This is a genomic window from Paenibacillus arenosi, from assembly GCF_014841135.1.
Classification (GTDB): Bacteria; Bacillota; Bacilli; order Paenibacillales; family Paenibacillaceae; genus Paenibacillus_B; species Paenibacillus_B arenosi.
In genome coordinates this window covers 54815-75174 of sequence record NZ_JACYTN010000021.1, presented here as the reverse complement: position 1 = coordinate 75174, position 20360 = coordinate 54815, and the positions used below count along the sequence as shown (strand labels likewise).

Below are 20360 nucleotides of genomic sequence, written 5' to 3'. Positions count from 1 at the left end.
CATGATTGCAATTGTCGACTATGGCATGGGCAACTTGCATAGCGTCAGCAAAGCAATAGAGCGTCTAGGCAGAGAGGCGACCATTGTTTCCGATGCCAAGCAATTGCATCATGCGGCAGGCATTATTTTGCCTGGTGTCGGGGCGTTTGGGGACGCGATGGATGCGCTGCATGCAACTGGTTTAGGCGAGCAGTTGCGAGAACTTGTGCAGCAGGGGAAGCCTTTGCTTGGCATATGCCTTGGTATGCAATTGCTGTTTGATAGCAGTGAGGAATACGGTCATCACAAGGGTCTAGGTCTGCTGCCTGGCAAGGTAGTGAGATTTCCGCAAACCAGTTATAAAGTACCGCATATGGGATGGAACTCATTGACTTGGAAAAATCCGCAGCACAGTCTTGTAAAAGAGCTGAATGAGGATTATGTATATTTTGTGCATTCCTATCATGTAGAAGTGGAAGAGCCTTCTGATCTGTTAGCTACAACGGAATATGCTGATCGTGAAGTGACAGCTATAGTTGCCCGTAACAATGTGTATGGTATGCAGTTCCATCCGGAAAAGAGTGGATCACTCGGTTTGAAGTTACTGGAGCAATTTCTAACAAAAGTCGTAGCGATGTCAATTTCAAATAAGTAATGAATGAGCGAGTCATCTCATAGATGAATGGGCTGAGAGGCGAGGAGGAGCAAATATGTCTGCTGCATTTACGATATATCCTGCAATTGATATTCGCGGTGGGAAGTGCGTACGTCTTGTCCAAGGGGATTATGGACAAGAGACGGTATACAATGAGCATCCAGCTGAAGTGGCGCTCAAATGGAAAGCAGAGGGCGCTTCATGGATTCATTTGGTGGACTTGGACGGAGCTAAGGAAGGCAAGCCAATTAATGATGCTGTTATCGGGGAGATTGCGCAATCTGTAGATATTCCTGTTCAGGTTGGGGGAGGATTGCGTACGGAAGCAGATGTAGAACGTTTGCTTGAACTTGGTGTTCGTCGAGTTATTCTTGGAACGGCTGCAATCGAGGACCGTGTATTTGTGCAGAACGTATTGAAACGTTATGGCAGTCAGATTGCAATTGGACTGGACGCGCGTAACGGCTATGTAGCGACACGTGGGTGGTTGGAGACTTCTACTGTCCGTGCGGTTGATTTGGCACAGGAGCTTGCAGGAGAAGGTGCGGACACGTTTATTTTTACGGATATTTCGCGGGACGGTATGATGCAGGGTCCTAATGTCGAGGCAATTGTCGAGCTTGCTCGTGCATCCGGACAGCAAGTCATTGCATCTGGTGGGGTAAGCAGCTTGGCTGATGTTGAAGCACTTGCTGCATTTGCGGATCAAGGTGTTAGTGGTGCCATTATTGGTAAGGCATTGTACACAGGCGCGGTTGATCTATCACAAGCTTTGAATGTGTCAGCTGTCCAAGGTAGATAAGAGATTATATGAATATGGAATATCGTCGTTAATGAACACTGCTTGTTAATTAGACAAATAGTCATACAGTTATTGAATTGCTGTGCCTAGAGGGGAGGAGAAGCGGGAGATGTTAGCGAAGCGAATTATACCTTGCCTAGACGTGAAGGATGGCCGTGTAGTGAAGGGAGTTAACTTTGTTCAGCTTCGAGATGCAGGTGATCCAGTGCAATTAGCTGCGCTCTATGATGCTGAGGGTGCAGACGAGCTTGTTTTTTTAGATATATCAGCCTCTGTGGAGGGTAGAGCAACGATGATTGATGTTGTACGCGAAACAGCGGGAAGTATTTCGATTCCTTTCACGGTGGGAGGCGGCATTTCGACGACAGACGATATGATGCGTTTGCTGCGGGCAGGAGCCGATAAGATTGGGATTAATACTGCTGCGGTGCGCAGACCGGAACTTATCGCTGAAGGGGCAAAGCGGTTCGGCAGTCAGTGTATCGTTGTAGCGATTGATGCCAGATTTAATGAGGAGTGGCAAGACTGGGAAGTGTACACACATGGAGGACGTACTCCGACTGGAATTCGAGCTCTTTCATGGGCGCAGGAGGCTGCTCAGCTTGGAGCTGGAGAACTGCTGCTAACGAGTATGGATGCGGATGGAACGAAGGATGGCTTTGATGTGAAGCTTACTCAGGCAGTATCGCAAGCCGTTACAATTCCTGTCATTGCATCTGGTGGTGCAGGTGCAGTGGAGCATTTCGATGAGGTATTAACTTCGGGTGGAGCCGATGCAGCCTTGGCGGCATCTATTTTCCATTACAAAGAGATCTCGATTGCACAAGTGAAAGGACGCTTGCGCGAAAAGGGAGTGACTGTGCGATGAAGCTTCAGCAGATAGCATTAATCGAAGATAATGAGGCTTGGGTACAATCCCTCCGTTGGAATGAGCAAGGCCTTCTGCCTGCCATTGTACAAGATGCAGAAACAAAAGCTGTACTGATGATGGCTTACATGAATCGCGAATCATTGCAGTTGTCATTGGAGCGGGGAGAGACTGTCTTTTGGAGCCGTTCTAGGAAAGAGTTGTGGCATAAAGGAGCTACCTCAGGCAATACGCAGTGTATTGTGGAACTTGCAGTAGACTGTGATCGTGACACATTGCTCATTCAAGTAAATCCCAATGGGCCGGCTTGTCATACGGGGACGTATACTTGCTTTGACGAGGAAAACGGGACTCATTCTGGTCAATTGAAGCCAAGTGTAGTCGAACAGGAAGAAGTCGCTAAGCAGCTAAAGGTACAAGTTCAACCAGTTGTAGCTGACGCTGTTGAAGAGGGGAATGCATCTGTTCATGTTCTGGACCAATTGGCTCAAACGATTGTGGAACGGGAGCGTGAACGTCCAGAAGGGGCATATACGACGTATTTGTTCAATCAAGGGCTCGATAAAATATTAAAAAAAATCGGTGAGGAAGCAGCCGAAGTCATTATTGCAGCTAAAAATAATGATGCCGAAGAGCTGACTAGTGAAGTTAGCGATTTGATGTTCCATTTGCTTGTGCTGTTGCAAGACCGTAAAGTAAGCTTTGATACGGTGTTATCTGAATTATCCCGTCGACATGCGAAGCCTCGTCGTGAAGACTATAACCAATTGGGTAAGGTGAAGAATAAAGAATAAGTTGAGTAGAAGGAAGCAGCTATGATTGTCACCACATATAAGAAATATTTAACAAACACAGACCTTCGTCGTTACCAAACGGCTAAAGTGAATCTGTGTTTTTTTTATCTATAAAAACTTCAAATGACCGATTGCTAATATATAGGGTAAGGGGGTATAATGATGATAATAATTATAAATTAAAAATAAGTATCAGTTAGCCGTCTCATTTTGCTAATAGTCGATGTCTGGATGAAGTGATGTAAAGGGGTGAAGTACGGTCCTTACTGCTCCCTTATAGTAATTGAGGGAAATAACTGTCGTTGTGTTATACTGGAGATTGTACTATCCAAATTAACACTAGTTATAGTTAGGAGGTGCCTTGGCGATGGCAGATAATAAGCCACAATCAACCGGAACTGACCTTGTTTCAACTGCGAAGATTGTTGCGTTTCCGGTGGATGGCGCAGCGTATGCGGAACGTGGAATGAAGGCGTTAGAGCGGCTGCGTTACGACAAGGCGTTAACATATTTTCGTAAGGCCGTACAATGTGAACCAGACAACCCTATACATCAATGTAATCTAGCAGGCGTTCTCGCTGAAAGTGGACAGTTTGAGGAGTCGAATCAAATTCTTGAACATGTTGTCCACCATGTTGAGCCTGAAATGACAGATTGTTTTTATTATATGGCAAATAACTGCGCTTATTTGGAGCAATTTGAGCAGGCAGAAGCGCTGCTGCGGCATTATCTGAAGGAAGATCCGTATGGAGCTTATGCGGAAGAAGCAGAAGAAATGCTTCAAATGTTGATGGATGATATGCGCCATTCTAGCCAGCCTGTACGATCTAAAGCAGAACGTCTTAAAGAAATGAAGGAGCAATTATCTGAATCATTCTCGTCTAAAGAAGTAGAAGATGATGTGGTTGAGGAGCAAGAGCACTTCAATTCTGATGATGATTCTGAGATCAGTCATGAACGAGCTCGCGCTTTATTAGAAGAAGGCAAGTTCATCGAAGCGGAACGAATGCTGCTTGAAGTTCTTGAACAGGATCCAGATTATCTTGCGGCGCGCAACAATTTGGCCCTTGCTTATTACTATATGGGACGTTTTGATGAGGCTGTTAGCACGTTGGAAAATGTACTAGAGCGAGATAGCGGGAATCTGCATGCACTGTGCAATCTTGTTATTTTCGAAAAGCATGCGGGTAATGAAGCTCGTGTAGCTGATCTTGTGCAAGTCTTATCTAAGACAGAGCCATTCCATCAAGAGCACGCATTTAAGCTGGCCACCACGATGGGAAGTTTAGGCGAGCATAGCGAAGCGTATCGTCATTTGAAACGACTCATTGTAAAAGGTGCAGTTAGCGATGCGAGTCTATACCATTACGCAGCAGTAGCAGCATGCCACGTGAATCGTTATGATGAGGCAGGTCGTTGGTGGGCAACATGTAGAAGGTTGGATAATGAATCTGGCGTAGCTGCTTATTATATTGAGCAGTTGCAGCAAGTCGTGGATGGTAAGTTAGATCCTATGCCAAGCTATCATTATCGTATCCCTTATGAAGAAGAGAGACGTCGACAAGAGCAGCAATTGAAACGCCAGATGAATACGTTAAAGTTCAAATCGTCAGAGGGATTGCAAGCTGTTAGAGAAGATGATCCAGCTGCACTCGAAACGGCTTGGGAGCAGCAGTTGAAGACGGATCCGCTCGTACGTTCATCCTTGTTCTGGGCGTTACGTTTTGGTGAAACAGGAACGAAGCTGCAAGCGTTGCAGGCGATTCATTTGCTTCATGATGAAGAAGCCAAGGAAGCATTGCACAATTTGCTGCTTGATCCGGCACAAGAGTTATATTTGAAGCAGGTTGCTTTTTATATGCTGCGTAAGATGGGTGTTGAAGGACCGATTACATTTGAGATGCAAGGTGAAGAACTTAGTCAGTCGAGCAACCATTTAGCTAATCATCTCCCAGAGTGGAAAGAGGTATGGCAGAAGGTTCTCACGACTACAGAGTCGCACATGCAGGGTCGATACAATGTATTTATGCTGCATGATATTGAGACGATGTGGATTGAGTTTCTGACGCAGCTATATCCCGACGTTCCTCGACTTCAAAAAGCGGAAGCATGGTCGGCAGCGCTAGAGTATCGCGTAGCGAAGCTTTATCAATGCGACGTTACTTTGGAACAATTGGCGGAGCGTTACGGCACATCTTCAGCTACAATTAGCAAGCATGTGAAGCGAATGGATGAAGTAAGCGAAATCGACACAATGGATGTTACGCAATAATTAATTTGCTAGGCATACTGTTGTATTGAATACACCAATTGCGTGGATTGCGTTGAACCATTCATCATCAAGCTAGCTTTACGAAAATGCCGTTTATTTGATAAACATGATATATATGCAGAACATTATTTTATATAGGAGGAAGTTACAATGGAGAAAAAAATACACAAAGTTGTCGTAATCGGAACAGGTCCTGCTGGCTATACAGCGGCTATTTACTTGGCACGTGCCAACATGGAACCACTCGTTATCGAAGGCCCTCAACCAGGTGGACAGCTGACTACAACGACAGATGTTGAGAACTTCCCTGGCTTCCCTGAGGGCATTATGGGTCCAGAATTGATGGACAACATGCGCAAGCAAGCCGAGCGTTTCGGAACGACTTTCAAAACAGGTTGGGTTACAAGCGTAGATGTGTCTGAGCGTCCATTTAAACTTCAAGTTGAAGGAATTGGCGAAATTGTAGCGGAGGCTGTCATTGTAGCGACAGGTGCTTCTGCTAAATATATGAACATTCCTGGTGAGCAAGAGAACTTGGGTAAAGGGGTTAGCGCATGTGCAACATGTGACGGTTTCTTCTTCCGCAATAAGAAGATCGTCGTTGTTGGTGGTGGAGATTCCGCTATGGAAGAAGCTAATTTCTTAACTCGTTTTGGTTCTGGCGTAACGTTGGTGCATCGTCGTAATGAACTGCGTGCATCAAAAATTATGCAGGATCGTGCTCGTGAGAACAGCAAAATTAGCTGGGATCTTAACGTAACGCCAATCGAAGTAGAGGCAACAGGCATGGGTGTTACGGGTCTTCGTGTTAAGGATAACGAGACAGGTGAAGAGCGCGTTATTGAGACGGATGGTCTATTCGTAGCAATCGGTCACAAGCCGAATACAGACTTCTTGCGTGGTCATGTGAATCTTGATGAGAACGGTTATATCGTTGTTACTCCAGGCACAACAGAAACTAGCGTTCCAGGTATTTTCGCTGCAGGCGATGTATTCGATACGAAGTATCGTCAAGCGATTACAGCTGCGGGTTCAGGATGTCAGGCTGCCTTGGATTGTGAGAAATATCTTGAGGGCAATATGGTTCATGACTGGAGCAAAAGCCTTTAATGGCATAACTCGCGTTAGTAGGTAATATTCATATTATAAATATGCTTTTCATTGATAGATGACAACCAAGTTTAGACGGAGTCGCAATGGCTCCGTCTCTATGTGTTCAGCCAGTGAGTTCTCTTGACCTCACTAGTGGGTTCGCGTATATTGGGTACAGAAGTACCATACGATTATGAATAAAAGGTGGATGACGCATGTCTGAGCAAATCTACGTGGGTGTCGATTTGGGAGGAACGGCAATTAAGGTCGGACTCGTAAGTGCAGAAGGAAATCTATTGCAAGTTTTTGAGGGTCCAACTGAAGTGTCGAAAGGTCCTGAAGCGGTAATCGATAACATCGAGAAATATGTACGTCATATCGTAGAGGAATCCTCCTACGATTGGAGTCAGGTTGCTGGAGTCGGCGCAGGTGTTGCTGGGTTCACGAATGTGAAGGAAGGCGTTATCTTGCTAGCGCCCAATGTAGGATTTAAGGATGTGCCGATTCGTTCCATATTAGAAGAACGTTTGGGCAAGCCGATTAAGATTGACAATGACGCGAATGTAGCGGCATTGGGTGAAGTATGGAGCGGAGCAGGCAAAGGTATCGATTTCTGCGTATGCTATACGCTTGGAACAGGTGTAGGCGGCGGAATCATTAGCGACGGAAAGATTGTGCAAGGATTTAACGGACTTGCCGGAGAACTTGGACACATGTCAGTAATCCCAGATTTGGAAGCGATTCAATGCGGCTGTGGCAAGATGGGCTGCTTGGAAACAGTATCTTCTGCAACGGGCATTATTCGTATGGCTGATGATGCAGTTAAACGTGGCGATCGGACATCCTTGTCCTTGCTGGAAGAAGCGATTACAGCAAAAGATGTATTCGATGCTGCCAAAGCAGGGGACGAAGTTGCCATTCGCATCGTAAGTCGTGCTGCTTACTATATCGGTAAGTCAATGGCTGCTGTAGCAGTGACATTGAATCCGCAGCGTTTCATTATCGGTGGTGGCGTATCTAAGGCAGGGGAATTCTTATTCGAACAGATTCGAGAGTCGTTTATGAAATTGTCACCTGAACCTGTTACGCTTGGTGTTTCCATTGAAGCAGCTCAACTAGGAAACGATGCAGGAATGATCGGTGCAGCAGGGTTGTTTATTCGTTCTTAGTATAATGTGTTCCAGTTGTATGCTGAATACAATTTAGTAGGCTATAGGTACGAGTTGAAACAGATTCGGTTCGTAATCGATTCGGACAAGGAGGGGACGAACGATGAATGAATCAATGGAAACATCTGCATTGGCGAAGCTCGTCATTATTACCGGCATGTCTGGTGCAGGGAAGACGATTGCGGTGCAGAGTCTAGAAGATTTGGGTTTCTTTTGTGTAGATAATTTACCCCCTGTCTTAATTCCGAAGTTTGCAGAACTTATCGAGCAATCAAAAGGAAAGATCGGCAAGGTGGCGCTTGTAATTGACTTGCGCGGACGGGAATTTTTTACGGCCTTATCGGAATCATTAAATCATATCCGAGATCATTATACGATTAGTTGTGAAATCTTATTTTTGGATGCAACAGATGGTGTGCTTGTACGTCGATACAAGGAGAGCCGTCGTCGTCATCCCCTAGCCCCAGATGGCATGCCGCTTGATGGTATCCATCAGGAACGTAAGTTGCTTGAAGAATTGAAAGGTTGGGCGACACAAGTCATCGACACGAGCAACTTGAAGCCTGCACAGCTTAAAGAGCGTATTATTTCACGCTTCAATCATACCAATCAGCAAATTATGCCGATTAACGTAACTTCGTTCGGATTTAAGTATGGAGTGCCAATAGATGCAGACCTCATATTTGATGTGCGATTTTTACCTAATCCTCATTATGTAGATGCTCTTCGCCCTCGGACGGGACAGGATGCTGAAGTGTATGATTATGTGATGAAATGGCCTGAAACCCAAGCTTTTCTGCAGAAGCTGTTGGATATGCTTAATTTCTTAATTCCTCAGTATCAGAAAGAAGGCAAGGGACAAGTAGTCATTGGTATTGGCTGCACAGGCGGCAAACATCGTTCAGTGGCTATCGCTGAATACTTGGGACGCATGATTGGTTCAAGTGATACGGAAGTCGTACGTGTGAGCCATCGTGACTCTGAGAGGGATCGTCACTAACAGGAGGTCGCTACGATGACGCATAAGGATGCAGACATTGAAGGAACGCGCAATCGACCGCGTATTGTCGTTATGGGTGGAGGAACTGGCCTATCTGTTATGCTGCGCGGGTTGAAAGAAAAACCGCTCGATATTACCGCTATCGTAACCGTAGCTGACGATGGAGGCAGTTCGGGGATTTTACGCAGTGAGCTGCATATGCCCCCGCCTGGCGATATACGCAGCGTATTGACGGCACTGGCTGATGTAGAGCCCTCTTTGTCTGAAATGTTAAAATACCGTTTTCATCAGGGCAGTGGCCTTGCAGGACATAGCTTGGGCAACTTGATTTTGGCTGCGATGACGGATATTACAGGTGACTTTGTTGCTGGCGTTAGAGAGCTAAGCCGTGTCCTAGCTGTTCGGGGGCGTGTGCTGCCTGCTGCCAATCAAGCCGTGTTATTAAAGGCGGAGATGGTTGATGGAACCATTGTAGAAGGCGAGTCCAATATTCCTAAGGTAGGCAAACGCATTAAGCGTGTATTTATAGAGCCGGATGATGTTCGTGCACTGCCGGAGGCAGTTCAGGCTTTGAAGGAAGCGGATGCCATTCTGATTGGGCCTGGCAGTTTGTATACAAGTATTATGCCGAATTTATTAGTGCCGGAATTAGCGGAAGCCGTATTAAATTCTAAGGCGGTAAAGCTGTTTGTGTGTAATGTGATGACTCAGCCTGGCGAGACCGACAATTACACAGTAGGTGATCATCTAGATGCGATTCAAGAACATATTGGTCACCAGTTATTTGACTACATCATCGTAAATGATGGTGAAATTCCGCCTCAAGTACAAGATAAGTATGCAGAGAAAGGCGCACGCGCTGTTCATCTGGATCTTGAAGAAGTGAAAAGCCGTGGATATCAAGTTATTGCTGACTCCTTAGTGCTGTTCCGTACGTATTTGAGACATGATGCGGATAAATTAAGCCACCATATCTATCAGTTGGTGGAAAATTGGATGTTACGAAAGAGGTGAATGGACGATGTCTTTCGCGGCACAGACCAAGAAGGAATTAACGTTAATTGAAGGGGACGGGTGCTGCGAGAAGGCGGAACTGTCTGCGCTTATGCGTATGAACGGTTCGGTCCAGTTATCTTCTAACCGTAAAGTAATACTTGATGTGTCGACAGAAAATGCCGCGATTGCGCGGCGTATATATAAACTAGTAAAGGCGCATTATCAAGTGCATACTGAGTTGCTTGTACGCAAGAAGATGCGCCTGAAGAAAAACAATGTTTATATTGTGCGCATACCTGCATTCGTGCAGGAGATGTTAAAAGATCTGCATATCGTCTCAGAAGGTTTTATGTTCACGGATGGTATAGATAAGCGAGCATTGGCAAACAATTGCTGTAAGCGAGCTTACTTGCGAGGAGCGTTTCTTGCAGGAGGATCGGTGAATAACCCTGAAGGGTCGTCCTATCACTTAGAGATCTACTCGATGTATGAGGAGCATTGCAAAGCACTTGTCGATCTTGCAAATCAATTTGATTTGAACGCTCGGTTTATTGAACGGAAGAAAGGCTTTGTATTCTATCTCAAGGAAGGCGAGAAGATCATTGAGTTCTTGAACATTATTGGGGCTCATCAAGCCCTGTTTAAGTTTGAGGATGTGCGTATTATGCGTGATATGCGCAATTCGGTGAATCGAATCGTCAACTGTGAGACGGCAAACTTAAATAAGACGATTGGCGCAGCCGTTCGTCAGATTGATAATATCAGGTTGATCCAGAGCAAAGTGGGGCTCGACAGCTTGCCAGATAAGTTGAAGGAAGTAGCAGAGGTTCGTATAGCACACCCTGATATTAATCTAAAAGAAGTCGGAGAACTGCTCAAGGGGAAGGTCAGTAAGTCGGGAGTTAATCACCGATTGCGCAAGCTTGATGAATTAGCAGAGCGTATTCGCAATAGTTAGCGACTTAACGCTAGTGAAAACGCTATAATAATGCTATAATGTGATAAATTGAACAGAATTGTTGCAAGAAAAGTAACATTTAGGTATGTTAGAATAAAGATTACAAATACACGGAATTTAAGTAGGGGGTATAGTACGCATGGCTCAACAACCAGTTGTTGTACGACTGAAGACAGGCTTACACGCTCGACCTGCAGCTTTGTTCGTTCAAGAGGCTAACAAATATTCCTCTGATATTTTTGTTGAAAAAGAAGATAAGAAAGTGAACGCGAAGAGCATCATGGGTATCATGAGTCTCGCGATCAGCTCTGGAACTTCTGTTACGATCACTGCTGATGGTGCTGATGCAGACCAAGCGGTAGCTGCTTTGGTTGCTTTGGTAAGCAAGGAAGAATTAGATAACTAATAGAACGATGAAATAGGCCCGTCTGTCTTGTGCAGGCGGGTTTCTTTATATTCATATTCAGATCGTAATCGCTATGGTGAAGCTGGAATATCGGACTTGGTTAGCTTAATCAGATGGCAATGCCAATCGAGGAGTAGGATATAGCCAGTGGAAATCGTAGTTGCAGGGTAGAACTCGGTGTCATTATAAATTATGAAGGTGAAACCTGACGTAAGTGGAACGTTTTCCTATGTATATCATGACCGATCTTATGACCATAATCAACCTTCTTTAGAAAAACTTTAGATTCTAGGGATGGTACTTATTACGCCATGAAGCCGAACTTCAAGCGTGTATAATGTATTTAAAACTGTATGAAAATTCATATATTCAAAGGAATTAATGTGGAAACCGAGAAATGTTTGGTTTAAGCATGTATGGTATTGTGAGTCTGAGTTTGCAATGATATGATGAGGTTAGTTTAGAATAGTTTAGTTTAGATGAGATGAGACAGGATGAGTTGAGCTGAGTGAAGAGGTACTACGTTTATCATTTTTTCTCCACTGAGACTACCCTGTTCTCCTCTGTTCAGAAACGGAGGCTAACGATATGAGTAGTATTTTATCCCACATTACTTACAACCCTAAGCAGCAGTCCTACAAGACAAAAGGCAATATTCAAGTGTACCGTACCATTGAAATGGTAGAAGAAGAGCAAGCGATTCATAGCATCTTGAGCCAGATTGATGGTGCAAGAGGTGCGCTATATTCCAGTTCTTATGAATATCCAGGAAGGTATTCGCGCTGGGACATGGGGTTTGTTCATCCTTCTTTACAGCTGCGATCTTCAGGTCCACGATTCTATATCGAGCCATTGAATGAGCGTGGTGAGGTAATCGTGCCGGCTATTTATCGAGCGCTTTTGCAGCTTGATACAATAGAAGTGATAAGAACGGACGAGCGCATCGAAGGCAGTATACTAAGAACAGATGCTTCTTTTACCGAGGAAGAGCGAACGAGCCAGCCATCGATTTTTCAGGTGCTGCGACAAATTAAGAACTTATTTTATTCTGAAGAGGATTCTTTCTTAGGCTTGTACGGTGCTTTTGGTTATGATCTCGTATTTCAACTCGAGCCAGTGAGCAGTAAGCACGAACGCCAAGAAGGCGAATCGGAAATTATTCTATTTCTACCGGATGAGCTAATTGTCGTCGATCACCAGATGTCTTGTGCCTATCGCATGTCTTATGAATTCGAAGTCGATGGTCGTATGACTGCTGGGTTACCTAGAATTACACCTGCAGTCCCAACCCAAACCACTAACCCAAATATGAATGTTGAATATAAATCAGGTGAGTATGCGGACTTAGTTCGTGTAGCTATCGAGGAATTTAGAGTTGGCAACATGTTCGAAGTTGTTCCTTCTCAAACGTTGTATGAACCATGTTATGACAGTCCTTCGCAAATCTTTTTACGTTTAAAGCAATTGAACCCAAGTCCTTATGGATTTATCGTCAACTTGGGGAACGAGATGCTTGTAGGTTCTTCCCCAGAGATGTATGTCCGCGTTGAAAATGGTCGTGTTGAGACTTGTCCGATATCAGGTACAATCAAGCGTGGTAGCAATGCCATTGAAGATGCGAACAATATACGTGAACTTCTTAATTCTGCCAAAGATGAAGCTGAGCTAACTATGTGTACGGACGTTGATCGGAATGACAAATCCCGTATTTGTAAGCCTGGTTCTGTGCGAGTAATAGGACGCAGACAGCTGGAGATGTATTCTCATCTGATCCATACTGTAGACCATGTGGAAGGCTATTTAGAGCCGCAGTACGATGCGTTGGATGCCTTTATGACCCATATGTGGGCGGTAACCGTAACAGGGGCCCCTAAGCGTGCGGCTATTCAATGGATTGAACAGCATGAACAGACGCCTCGTGGCTGGTATGGGGGGGCTGTGGGTGTATACAGCTTCAATGGTAATTTAAATACAGGCCTAACACTGCGCACCATTCGCATCAGAAATGGAATGGCTGAGATTAGAGTTGGCGCTACGTTATTATACGATTCTATTCCAGAGTTGGAAGAGGAAGAAACGTTAACGAAGGCTGCGGCACTTGTGAAAGCAATCCGTGGATGGAATCAGAAGCAGGAAGCTCCTCCTGCTGAGATTCAAGTAGGTAAAGGCAAGCGCATTCTACTTGTGGATCATGAAGATTCCTTCGTGCATACGCTAGGGAATTATTTTAAACAGACGGGAGCGGACGTCATTACGTATCGCTCTTCGGTAGCAAGGGAGCAGCTAACGAAACAGTCCTTTGATCTTGTTGTCTTGTCTCCGGGTCCTGGTAGACCGGAACAATTCCAGCTGAATGAAACAATTGAGCTGTGTTTGCAGCACAACATACCGATATTCGGTGTGTGTCTCGGTCTACAAGGTATTGTAGAGTACTTTGGTGGCTCGTTGGGGACACTAGACTATCCACAGCATGGTAAGGGTACGGCGCTGGATTTCGTTAAACCATGCCACCTATGGAATGGCCTTGAGAGCGGAGTGGAAGTTAGCCGCTATCATTCGTTGTACGCTAGTACTGTGCCAGCTTGTTTAGATGTGACGGCAATGTCTGAAGATGGAGTCGTCATGGCGGTGCAGCATCATACACTTCCGATTACAGCGGTGCAGTTCCATCCAGAATCTATTTTATCGCTGCGTCATAATGCAGGTATTCAGATGATTCAAAATGTGGTGTCTTCGTTGTCTACATGCGAAGAATAAGAGTTCACCTCTCCAAACTGCGCTCTAGACATGAGGCGAATTGAGTTGTATGAAGCAGTTTGTAAGTATATGTTTGTACATTGTACGCTTGTGCGTTGAAGTCCGTTAGAGTGCTGAGGCAAGGGGAACGAAATGAACCTCTTGTTTCAGCGCTTTTTTGTTAGTTATTATAGTATGTAAGTGTTTAACAAAGTAAAGCTCTCGGTAATATTGAAATTGTTAAAGGTTGGGAGTGTTTTTAGGTGGGGATGGAGTATGTTCCTTACATCGTAATGGATTTCAACCAAGAAACGTTGGTATTTGAGCGTCCATTGCAAGTATTGCAAGCTAATCAAATCGAAGAAGTGGAAGCTGTTTTTGAGCAAGTGCAATTAGCTATGAAGCAAGAGAAATATGTGGTTGGTTATGTTTCATATGAAAGTGCGCCAGCTTTCCATACACATTATAAAGTGAATGCGACTCATAGCGATTTTCCTTTAGTGTGGTTCGGTATTTATGACAAACCATCGGGAGTAAAACCGCATCAACAGCAGCCTTATCAGGTGTCACAATGGAAGCCGTCTACAGATTATGGGCGGTATGAGGACGGTATTAAACAAATACATAATGCCATAGCGAGCGGAGATACCTATCAAGTAAACTACACAATTCGATTCCACTCTGAATTTGAGGGTGACGATCGTTCGTATTACGAACATCTGAAGGCGGCGCAAAAAGGGAATTATTCCGCGTATTTAAATTTAGGAAGGTATCGAATTTTATCGGTTTCGCCGGAACTATTTTTTCGCTGGGATGGAGAAACCATTGTGACGAAACCAATGAAGGGGACGGCGCCGCGCGGAATCGGAATAGCTGATGAACAGCAAAAAGAGGATTTGGCTGCTTCTGAGAAGAACCGGGCAGAAAACTTGATGATTGTCGATTTACTCCGCAATGACATTAGCAAAATCGCTGCTGTTGGTTCAGTGAAAGTACCAAAATTGTTCGAGATTGAGTCGTATCCAACGGTGTATCAGATGACATCTACAGTGGAAGCAAAGACAAAGCCGAATACGACGTTATTCGAGCTGTTTCGCGCAATGTTCCCATGCGGATCGATTACTGGGGCGCCAAAGATCAGTACGATGCGCATCATTGATTCGCTAGAGGATGAGCCTCGTCATATTTATTGCGGGGCGATTGGGCTGATTACACCTGATCAGCAAGTGTTGTTCAACGTAGCAATTCGTACGGTTTTAATCGATAAGGAGACGCAGCAGGCTGTGTATGGTGTTGGTGGAGGCATTACGTGGGATTCCACGGTGGCAGATGAATTCGAGGAAGTTATGACCAAGTCTAAAGTGTTATCTTATCGAAATGAGTGAAGCATTAAGAAAAATGAGAAATTAGAGGCAATGATTTTCATAGCAGGGTGCAACATTTTCCTCTTTCTCTCGTTTAGGAGACAAGAATCATAAACAATTTACACTTGGAGGGGTTTGTTATGCATCAACTTTGGAAGCGTACTATGGTAGCCGTGGCACTAAGTGCCGCATTATTTGTAACTTCTGTGCAGCTTCAGCCGGGTACGGCTTCTGCCGCTGTCGCTACAGATGTGAATAGAAACGTTATTTCCGTTACAGGTCAAGGTTCACTTGAGGTAGATCCTGATATTGCGTACGTGGTATTAGGCGTAGTTACAAAAGCTAACAAAGCGGATGAGGCTCAGAAGCTTAACGCTGAAAAGTTCGACAAAGTGAAAAAAGCACTAACGAGTCATGGTGTAGATAACAAAGACGTGAAGACGGTGCAGTTTAGTGTTCAGCCACAATACTCCTATAAAGAGAATCAGGAGCCTAAAATAGTAGGTTATGAGGCGAGACATCAAGTAAAAGTAAACTACCGCAAATTGAATCAATTAGGCGAGCTTGTTGATGCTGCATCTAAAGCTGGGGCAAATGATATTTCTAATATTTCATTTGGTATCGAGAACATTGAGAGCTTAGAGCTGCAAGCTTTAGAAAAAGCTGTGGCGAATGGTACGAAGAAAGCTCAGGCATTAGCAAAAGCGAGTGGTCGTCAGCTTGGCCAAGTGACTACAATATCAGAATCAGGTAGTGATTTCTCCATACCACGATTAGCTGTGGCTGAATTGGCTCATGACAATATGGCTAAGGTGGCGCCGAGTGCCCCTCAAGCAGGTCAAGTCAAAATACAAGTAAATGTACAGTTGCAATTTGAGCTCAAATAACAATTTAATTATGAATCAAAATACGAACCGCTTATGAGTGTCAACTCAATGGGCGGTTCATTTTTGGGCATTTTTCCGTTAAAATACAGGATAGTTAGCCGTTTTATGGGATAAAAACGTTATTTACGTGAAATTTCACGTATGGATATGTCGAAATTACGTAAAACTAGTTGTAACAGTTGTCAAAACGATGTATATTGAATATGCAAAAAATTAATGTACACTTTGGGAGCCATACCAATGGATATGGCTTTTTTTTATGATATAGCTATTTACGTTGTCTACGGATGACGGGAAGGGGTTGATTGATTATGATTCATCTGGAAAATGTAGAAAAGCATTTTGCCGGGCAACCCGTTGTGCATCCCCTGTCTCTGACAATTGATGAGGGGGAGTTTCTGACACTGCTCGGTCCGAGCGGATGCGGGAAAACGACGATACTTCGTATGATTGCCGGTTTTGAACAACCATCTTCAGGCGTGATCCGTCTTGATGGAGAAGATGTAACACAATTGCCGCCGAATAAGCGGAACTTAAACTTAGTATTTCAACATTATGCGCTCTTCCCCCATATGACGGTGGAGGAGAATATTGCGTTTGGTCTGAAAATGAAAAAGATCGATGCTGCCGAGCAGCGCGTTCGTATAGAAGAGGCAATTCGTCTGACGCAGCTTACACCACTTGCTCAACGTTATCCACACCAGCTTTCTGGTGGACAACAACAGCGTGTAGCTATTGCGCGTGCAATTGCGAACAAGCCAAAAGTTCTTTTGCTGGATGAGCCGTTGGGTGCGCTTGATCTACAGCTTCGCAAAAACTTGCAGGCTGAGCTTAAGCAATTGCAGCGTAGTTTGGGTATTACGTTTGTCTATGTCACACATGATCAAGAAGAAGCAATGATGATGTCTGATCGTATTGTCATCATGAATGCAGGGCGCATTGAAATGATAGGCTCGCCTCGCGAAGTTTATGAACGCCCGGAGACGTTGTTTGCAGCTACTTTCATTGGCGAGAATAACATCTTCCATGAAGAAGAGCGTTTATATACGGTTCGTCCAGAAAAGGTTCGTGTGAGCGAACAACTGGAAGGAGCACGTAAACAGGGCATTATTCAAGATATTTTGTATTTAGGTAATATTCATAAGCTGATTGTTCACTTGGATGATGAGCAAACATCGGTGACCAGTGCATTAGACTTCACAGATATTCGTGAGTGGAAGCTTGGACAGCAGGTAGGGCTGCACTGGAACGAACAGGATGAGGTGACGGTCGGTCGATGAATAAACGTACCTTCGGCCTTGTTGCACCTGTCGTATTGTGGCTATCCTTGTTTCTCATTATTCCGATGGCTGCTGTCGTTGTTGTCTCATTTATGCAGCGGGATAATTTGGGGAATATTATTTGGAACTTTAACTTTGATAATTATGCTCGATTCTTTGATCCACTGTATTTGGGTATCTATTGGGATACGATCTGGGTATCGCTTATATCGACCTTACTCTGTTTATTGTTGAGCTATCCGTTGGCTTACTATATTACGACGGTCAGTGCACGTGCACAGAAGCTGTGGCTTATCGCGATTACGATACCATTTTGGATTAACTTCCTTATTCGTACCTATGCGTGGGTCATTCTGCTTCGCACACAAGGTGTAGTGAACTCGTTATTGCTCGATATCGGGCTTATACAGGAACCGTTGCAATTGCTGTATACGGATGGAGCTGTGATTCTCGGAATGGTTTATACCTTCATTCCCTATATGGTATTGCCCATCTATGTTGCATTGGAGCAAATGGATAAGCGTTTGTTGGAAGCGGCGAGTGACCTGGGCGCAAGTCGTTGGAAGTCATTCTGGCATATTACGTTACCACAGACAAAGACGGGCATTATGACCGGCAGTGTGCTTGTGTTCGTTACGACAACGGGGATGTTTGTTATATCGGATATTCTCGGTGGTGCGAAGTCACAAATGCTTAGTAACATTATTCAAAATCAATTTCTTGGGGCGCGCGATTGGCCGTTCGGCTCTGCGCTATCGGTTATCTTTATTATTAGCTCGATGATTATTATCGGTCTCTTTAATCGTGCGATGCGTTCCAAGTATGATGCGGCGAGGGAGGCGAAAGCATGATGACGGCACAGTCGAAAAAGAAACATCCGTTATTGTCGATCCACTCCTTCTTAATGCTCGCTTTCATTTATATTCCTGTGCTTCTTATAGTCGTGTTCTCGTTCAACGATTCACGGATGAGCACCAATTGGAGCGGCTTCACATTTGACTGGTACGTTAAGTTGTTCCAGAACGATAATGTGATGACAGCTGTAAAGAACAGCTTATTTATCGCGTTCGTCTCAACAATCGTTTCAACCGTGTTAGGTACGATGGTGGCATTGGCGATTCGCAAGATGCAGCATAAGAAGACATTGAACAGCTTGTTGTATTTACCGATTATCGTTCCTGATATCATTATGGGCTTGTCGCTGTTGATTTTGTTCAGTCAGCTAAAGTTTGACCTCGGCAAAACAACAGTTATTATTGCGCATATTACGTTTAGTATCTCCTATGTATATGTTATTGTTAGTTCACGCTTAGCGAACTTGGGTAAGCAATGGGAAGAGGCGGCAGCAGATCTGGGGGCAACACCTTGGCAGACGTTCCGTCATGTTACATTGCCTACGATCTGGCCAGGTATTATTGCTGGAGCGCTTATTGCGTTCACGCTGTCGATCGACGACTTTATGATTAGCTATTTTGTGGCAGGGCCTGAATCATCGACCCTTCCGATATATATTTATAGCTCAGTGAAACGTGGTATCTCTCCGGAGATTAATGCGTTATGTACGATTCTAATTGTACTTAGTGTAACGCTAATTGTTGCAGCTCAATGGCTTGTTAACCGTGGTAATGGTGATAAGCGTGGTAATATGCTGCCATTCTAATAGTATGGTTAGATGAATTGAGCTACGCTGTCAGTGTATGCAGATTGCGAAGCATAAGGCAAGAAATTAAGTAACAAAAGTTACGGATCAGAAAGGGGTTTTTGAATTGAACAAAAAATGGATTGCACTTTTATTGACAGGAATACTGGCACTTACGGTTTTATCCGGCTGTACAGGCGGTTCCTCCCAACCAACATTGAATTTGTATGGGTGGGCAGATAATTTTGATCCAAAAATGATAGAGAAGTTTGAAAAAGAAAACAATGTGAAGGTCAACTATACGTACTTCGCAAACAATGAAGAGTTGTTGGCAAAGATCAAAGCTGGTGGTGCTAACTATGACTTGATCCAGCCATCCGATTACATGGTTGCAACAATGGTGCAGCAAGGTTTGTTGGAAGAATTGAATAAGGACAACATTCCTAACTTCAAGCACTTGGCTGATAAGTTCAACAATCCTGAGTATGATCCAGACAATAAGCATTCGGTAACGTATATGTCTGGTGTGACGGGTATTGCGTACAATAAGAAGTACATCAAAGAAGCGCCGGACAGCTGGGAAGATCTCTGGAATCCAGCTTACAAAGGCAAAGTGCTATTGCTTGATGACAACCGTGAAGTGATCGGTATGGCTTTGAAAAAAGCAGGCAAGTCCAACAGCTCTCGCGATGATGCAGAGATCAATGCAGCTGTGGACGATCTGCGCAAGCTCGTTCCTAACGTATTGGCATTCGATACAGACAGCATTAAGCAGAAAATGATTCAAGAAGAAGCTTGGATTGGAACACTATGGTCTGGTGACGCTGCATTCGCAGCAGCTGAAAATCCGGATATCGCTTATGTTGTACCAAAGGAAGGCAGCACGATCTTCTCTGATAATTTCGCTATCCCTAAGGGAGCGAAAAATAAAGAGTTGGCAGAGAAATTCATCAACTTTATGATGGATCCTCAAAACAGTGCAACGAACTATGAAGCGATCGGCTACAGCAATCCAATTGCAGCGGCAAAGCAATATCATAGTAAGGAATACAATGAGAACCCGATGATCAACCTAACGGACGAGGAAATGAATCGTACGGAGTGGTTGGCTGACGTAGGTGACAAGATTCAATTGTATGACCGCCTTTGGACGGAATTGAAGAGCGGCCAATAATATTTGAATCATATATTGATGACGAAAGACACATCCGATCAATGGAGAGCATTGACAGGGTGTGTCTTTTTGTTTGCATTAATACGGGAAAAATATGACTTTAAATTTTGGAGTAATTGTTGTAACTGCTGTGCTTGGTGTTCGAAATGCACGATGGTTAGGGATGCTTGGTAGCAGCAGATGGTACAGGCCAACCCGCAGGATACAAACAGTCATTTCTGGCTGGGTAAAGAATATGCCGATTCAGGTCAGCCCTTGCAGGTAAGGGCAAACAAAGCCATCGACGCTT

Annotated in this window: 18 protein-coding genes; all 18 read left to right on the top strand. The window is 44.4% G+C overall.

The window, feature by feature from the left end:
- The first annotated feature begins 1 nt into the window (after position 1).
- The 18 genes from hisH to IFO66_RS18860 all read left to right on the top strand — a co-directional run bounded on the left by hisH (position 2) and on the right by IFO66_RS18860 (position 20071).
- Positions 2–634, top strand: coding sequence for an imidazole glycerol phosphate synthase subunit HisH (hisH, locus tag IFO66_RS18945; protein WP_192026667.1), 633 nt, complete (start codon positions 2–4; stop codon positions 632–634).
- Positions 635–689: 55 nt separating this feature from the next.
- The gene (hisA, locus tag IFO66_RS18940) at positions 690–1436 is read left to right on the top strand and encodes a 1-(5-phosphoribosyl)-5-[(5-phosphoribosylamino)methylideneamino]imidazole-4-carboxamide isomerase (RefSeq protein ID WP_192026666.1); all 747 of its coding nucleotides are present in this window, start codon (positions 690–692) and stop codon (positions 1434–1436) included.
- A 109-nt stretch (positions 1437–1545) separates the two neighbouring features.
- The gene (hisF, locus tag IFO66_RS18935) at positions 1546–2304 is read left to right on the top strand and encodes an imidazole glycerol phosphate synthase subunit HisF (RefSeq protein ID WP_028594376.1); all 759 of its coding nucleotides are present in this window, start codon (positions 1546–1548) and stop codon (positions 2302–2304) included.
- Positions 2301–3098, top strand: coding sequence for a bifunctional phosphoribosyl-AMP cyclohydrolase/phosphoribosyl-ATP diphosphatase HisIE (gene hisIE, locus IFO66_RS18930; protein WP_192026665.1), 798 nt, complete (start codon positions 2301–2303; stop codon positions 3096–3098). The genes hisF and hisIE overlap by 4 nt, the downstream gene beginning before the upstream one ends.
- 367 nt (positions 3099–3465) lie before the next feature.
- Entirely contained in the window at positions 3466–5370 is a 1905-nt protein-coding gene (locus IFO66_RS18925; RefSeq protein ID WP_192026664.1) for a tetratricopeptide repeat protein, read from the top strand.
- Between the two features lie 150 nt (positions 5371–5520).
- Positions 5521–6480, top strand: coding sequence for a thioredoxin-disulfide reductase (trxB, locus tag IFO66_RS18920; RefSeq protein WP_225445894.1), 960 nt, complete (start codon positions 5521–5523; stop codon positions 6478–6480).
- A 197-nt stretch (positions 6481–6677) separates the two neighbouring features.
- A complete protein-coding gene (locus IFO66_RS18915) occupies positions 6678–7631 on the top strand; it encodes an ROK family glucokinase (RefSeq protein ID WP_192026663.1) in 954 nt (317 codons plus the stop codon).
- Positions 7632–7734: 103 nt separating this feature from the next.
- Positions 7735–8631 (top strand): RNase adapter RapZ, encoded by an 897-nt coding sequence (gene rapZ, locus IFO66_RS18910; RefSeq protein WP_192026662.1) that lies wholly within the window; start codon positions 7735–7737, stop codon positions 8629–8631.
- 15 nt (positions 8632–8646) lie between these two features.
- A complete protein-coding gene (locus tag IFO66_RS18905; protein ID WP_192026661.1) occupies positions 8647–9645 on the top strand; it encodes a gluconeogenesis factor YvcK family protein in 999 nt (332 codons plus the stop codon).
- A gap of 7 nt (positions 9646–9652) precedes the next feature.
- Positions 9653–10585: a DNA-binding protein WhiA gene (gene whiA, locus IFO66_RS18900; RefSeq protein WP_192026660.1), complete on the top strand. Its 933-nt coding sequence runs from the start codon at positions 9653–9655 to the stop codon at positions 10583–10585.
- Positions 10586–10724: 139 nt separating this feature from the next.
- A complete protein-coding gene (locus IFO66_RS18895; protein ID WP_028594383.1) occupies positions 10725–10991 on the top strand; it encodes an HPr family phosphocarrier protein in 267 nt (88 codons plus the stop codon).
- A 588-nt stretch (positions 10992–11579) separates the two neighbouring features.
- Positions 11580–13748 carry an anthranilate synthase component I gene (locus IFO66_RS18890; RefSeq protein ID WP_192026659.1) on the top strand — a complete coding sequence of 723 codons (2169 nt, stop codon included), beginning with the start codon at positions 11580–11582 and terminating at the stop codon, positions 13746–13748.
- Positions 13749–13996: 248 nt separating this feature from the next.
- On the top strand, positions 13997–15112 hold the full coding sequence (gene pabB / locus IFO66_RS18885; RefSeq protein ID WP_225445903.1) for an aminodeoxychorismate synthase component I: 1116 nt from the start codon (positions 13997–13999) through the stop codon (positions 15110–15112).
- A 119-nt stretch (positions 15113–15231) separates the two neighbouring features.
- Positions 15232–15978 (top strand): SIMPL domain-containing protein, encoded by a 747-nt coding sequence (locus IFO66_RS18880; RefSeq protein ID WP_192026657.1) that lies wholly within the window; start codon positions 15232–15234, stop codon positions 15976–15978.
- 311 nt (positions 15979–16289) lie between these two features.
- Positions 16290–17258 carry an ABC transporter ATP-binding protein gene (locus IFO66_RS18875; protein WP_192026656.1) on the top strand — a complete coding sequence of 323 codons (969 nt, stop codon included), beginning with the start codon at positions 16290–16292 and terminating at the stop codon, positions 17256–17258.
- Positions 17255–18109 carry an ABC transporter permease gene (locus IFO66_RS18870; RefSeq protein ID WP_192026655.1) on the top strand — a complete coding sequence of 285 codons (855 nt, stop codon included), beginning with the start codon at positions 17255–17257 and terminating at the stop codon, positions 18107–18109. Before IFO66_RS18875 ends, IFO66_RS18870 begins: the two co-directional genes overlap by 4 nt.
- Positions 18106–18918, top strand: a complete 813-nt coding sequence (locus IFO66_RS18865) for an ABC transporter permease (RefSeq protein WP_192026654.1) — start codon at positions 18106–18108, stop codon at positions 18916–18918. The genes IFO66_RS18870 and IFO66_RS18865 overlap by 4 nt, the downstream gene beginning before the upstream one ends.
- 106 nt (positions 18919–19024) lie before the next feature.
- Entirely contained in the window at positions 19025–20071 is a 1047-nt protein-coding gene (locus IFO66_RS18860; protein WP_225445893.1) for an ABC transporter substrate-binding protein, read from the top strand.
- The last annotated feature ends 289 nt before the right edge of the window (positions 20072–20360 follow it).

What these genes read in the sequence shown, in the direction of transcription:
- hisH (WP_192026667.1), top strand. Translation starts at nt 2, where the DNA reads ATGATTGCAATTGTCGACTATGGCATGGGCAACTTGCATAGCGTCAGC.
- hisA (WP_192026666.1), top strand. Translation starts at nt 690, where the DNA reads ATGTCTGCTGCATTTACGATATATCCTGCAATTGATATTCGCGGTGGG.
- hisF (WP_028594376.1), top strand. Translation starts at nt 1,546, where the DNA reads ATGTTAGCGAAGCGAATTATACCTTGCCTAGACGTGAAGGATGGCCGT.
- hisIE (WP_192026665.1), top strand. Translation starts at nt 2,301, where the DNA reads ATGAAGCTTCAGCAGATAGCATTAATCGAAGATAATGAGGCTTGGGTA.
- IFO66_RS18925 (WP_192026664.1), top strand. Translation starts at nt 3,466, where the DNA reads ATGGCAGATAATAAGCCACAATCAACCGGAACTGACCTTGTTTCAACT.
- trxB (WP_225445894.1), top strand. Translation starts at nt 5,521, where the DNA reads ATGGAGAAAAAAATACACAAAGTTGTCGTAATCGGAACAGGTCCTGCT.
- IFO66_RS18915 (WP_192026663.1), top strand. Translation starts at nt 6,678, where the DNA reads ATGTCTGAGCAAATCTACGTGGGTGTCGATTTGGGAGGAACGGCAATT.
- rapZ (WP_192026662.1), top strand. Translation starts at nt 7,735, where the DNA reads ATGAATGAATCAATGGAAACATCTGCATTGGCGAAGCTCGTCATTATT.
- IFO66_RS18905 (WP_192026661.1), top strand. Translation starts at nt 8,647, where the DNA reads ATGACGCATAAGGATGCAGACATTGAAGGAACGCGCAATCGACCGCGT.
- whiA (WP_192026660.1), top strand. Translation starts at nt 9,653, where the DNA reads ATGTCTTTCGCGGCACAGACCAAGAAGGAATTAACGTTAATTGAAGGG.
- IFO66_RS18895 (WP_028594383.1), top strand. Translation starts at nt 10,725, where the DNA reads ATGGCTCAACAACCAGTTGTTGTACGACTGAAGACAGGCTTACACGCT.
- IFO66_RS18890 (WP_192026659.1), top strand. Translation starts at nt 11,580, where the DNA reads ATGAGTAGTATTTTATCCCACATTACTTACAACCCTAAGCAGCAGTCC.
- pabB (WP_225445903.1), top strand. Translation starts at nt 13,997, where the DNA reads ATGGAGTATGTTCCTTACATCGTAATGGATTTCAACCAAGAAACGTTG.
- IFO66_RS18880 (WP_192026657.1), top strand. Translation starts at nt 15,232, where the DNA reads ATGCATCAACTTTGGAAGCGTACTATGGTAGCCGTGGCACTAAGTGCC.
- IFO66_RS18875 (WP_192026656.1), top strand. Translation starts at nt 16,290, where the DNA reads ATGATTCATCTGGAAAATGTAGAAAAGCATTTTGCCGGGCAACCCGTT.
- IFO66_RS18870 (WP_192026655.1), top strand. Translation starts at nt 17,255, where the DNA reads ATGAATAAACGTACCTTCGGCCTTGTTGCACCTGTCGTATTGTGGCTA.
- IFO66_RS18865 (WP_192026654.1), top strand. Translation starts at nt 18,106, where the DNA reads ATGATGACGGCACAGTCGAAAAAGAAACATCCGTTATTGTCGATCCAC.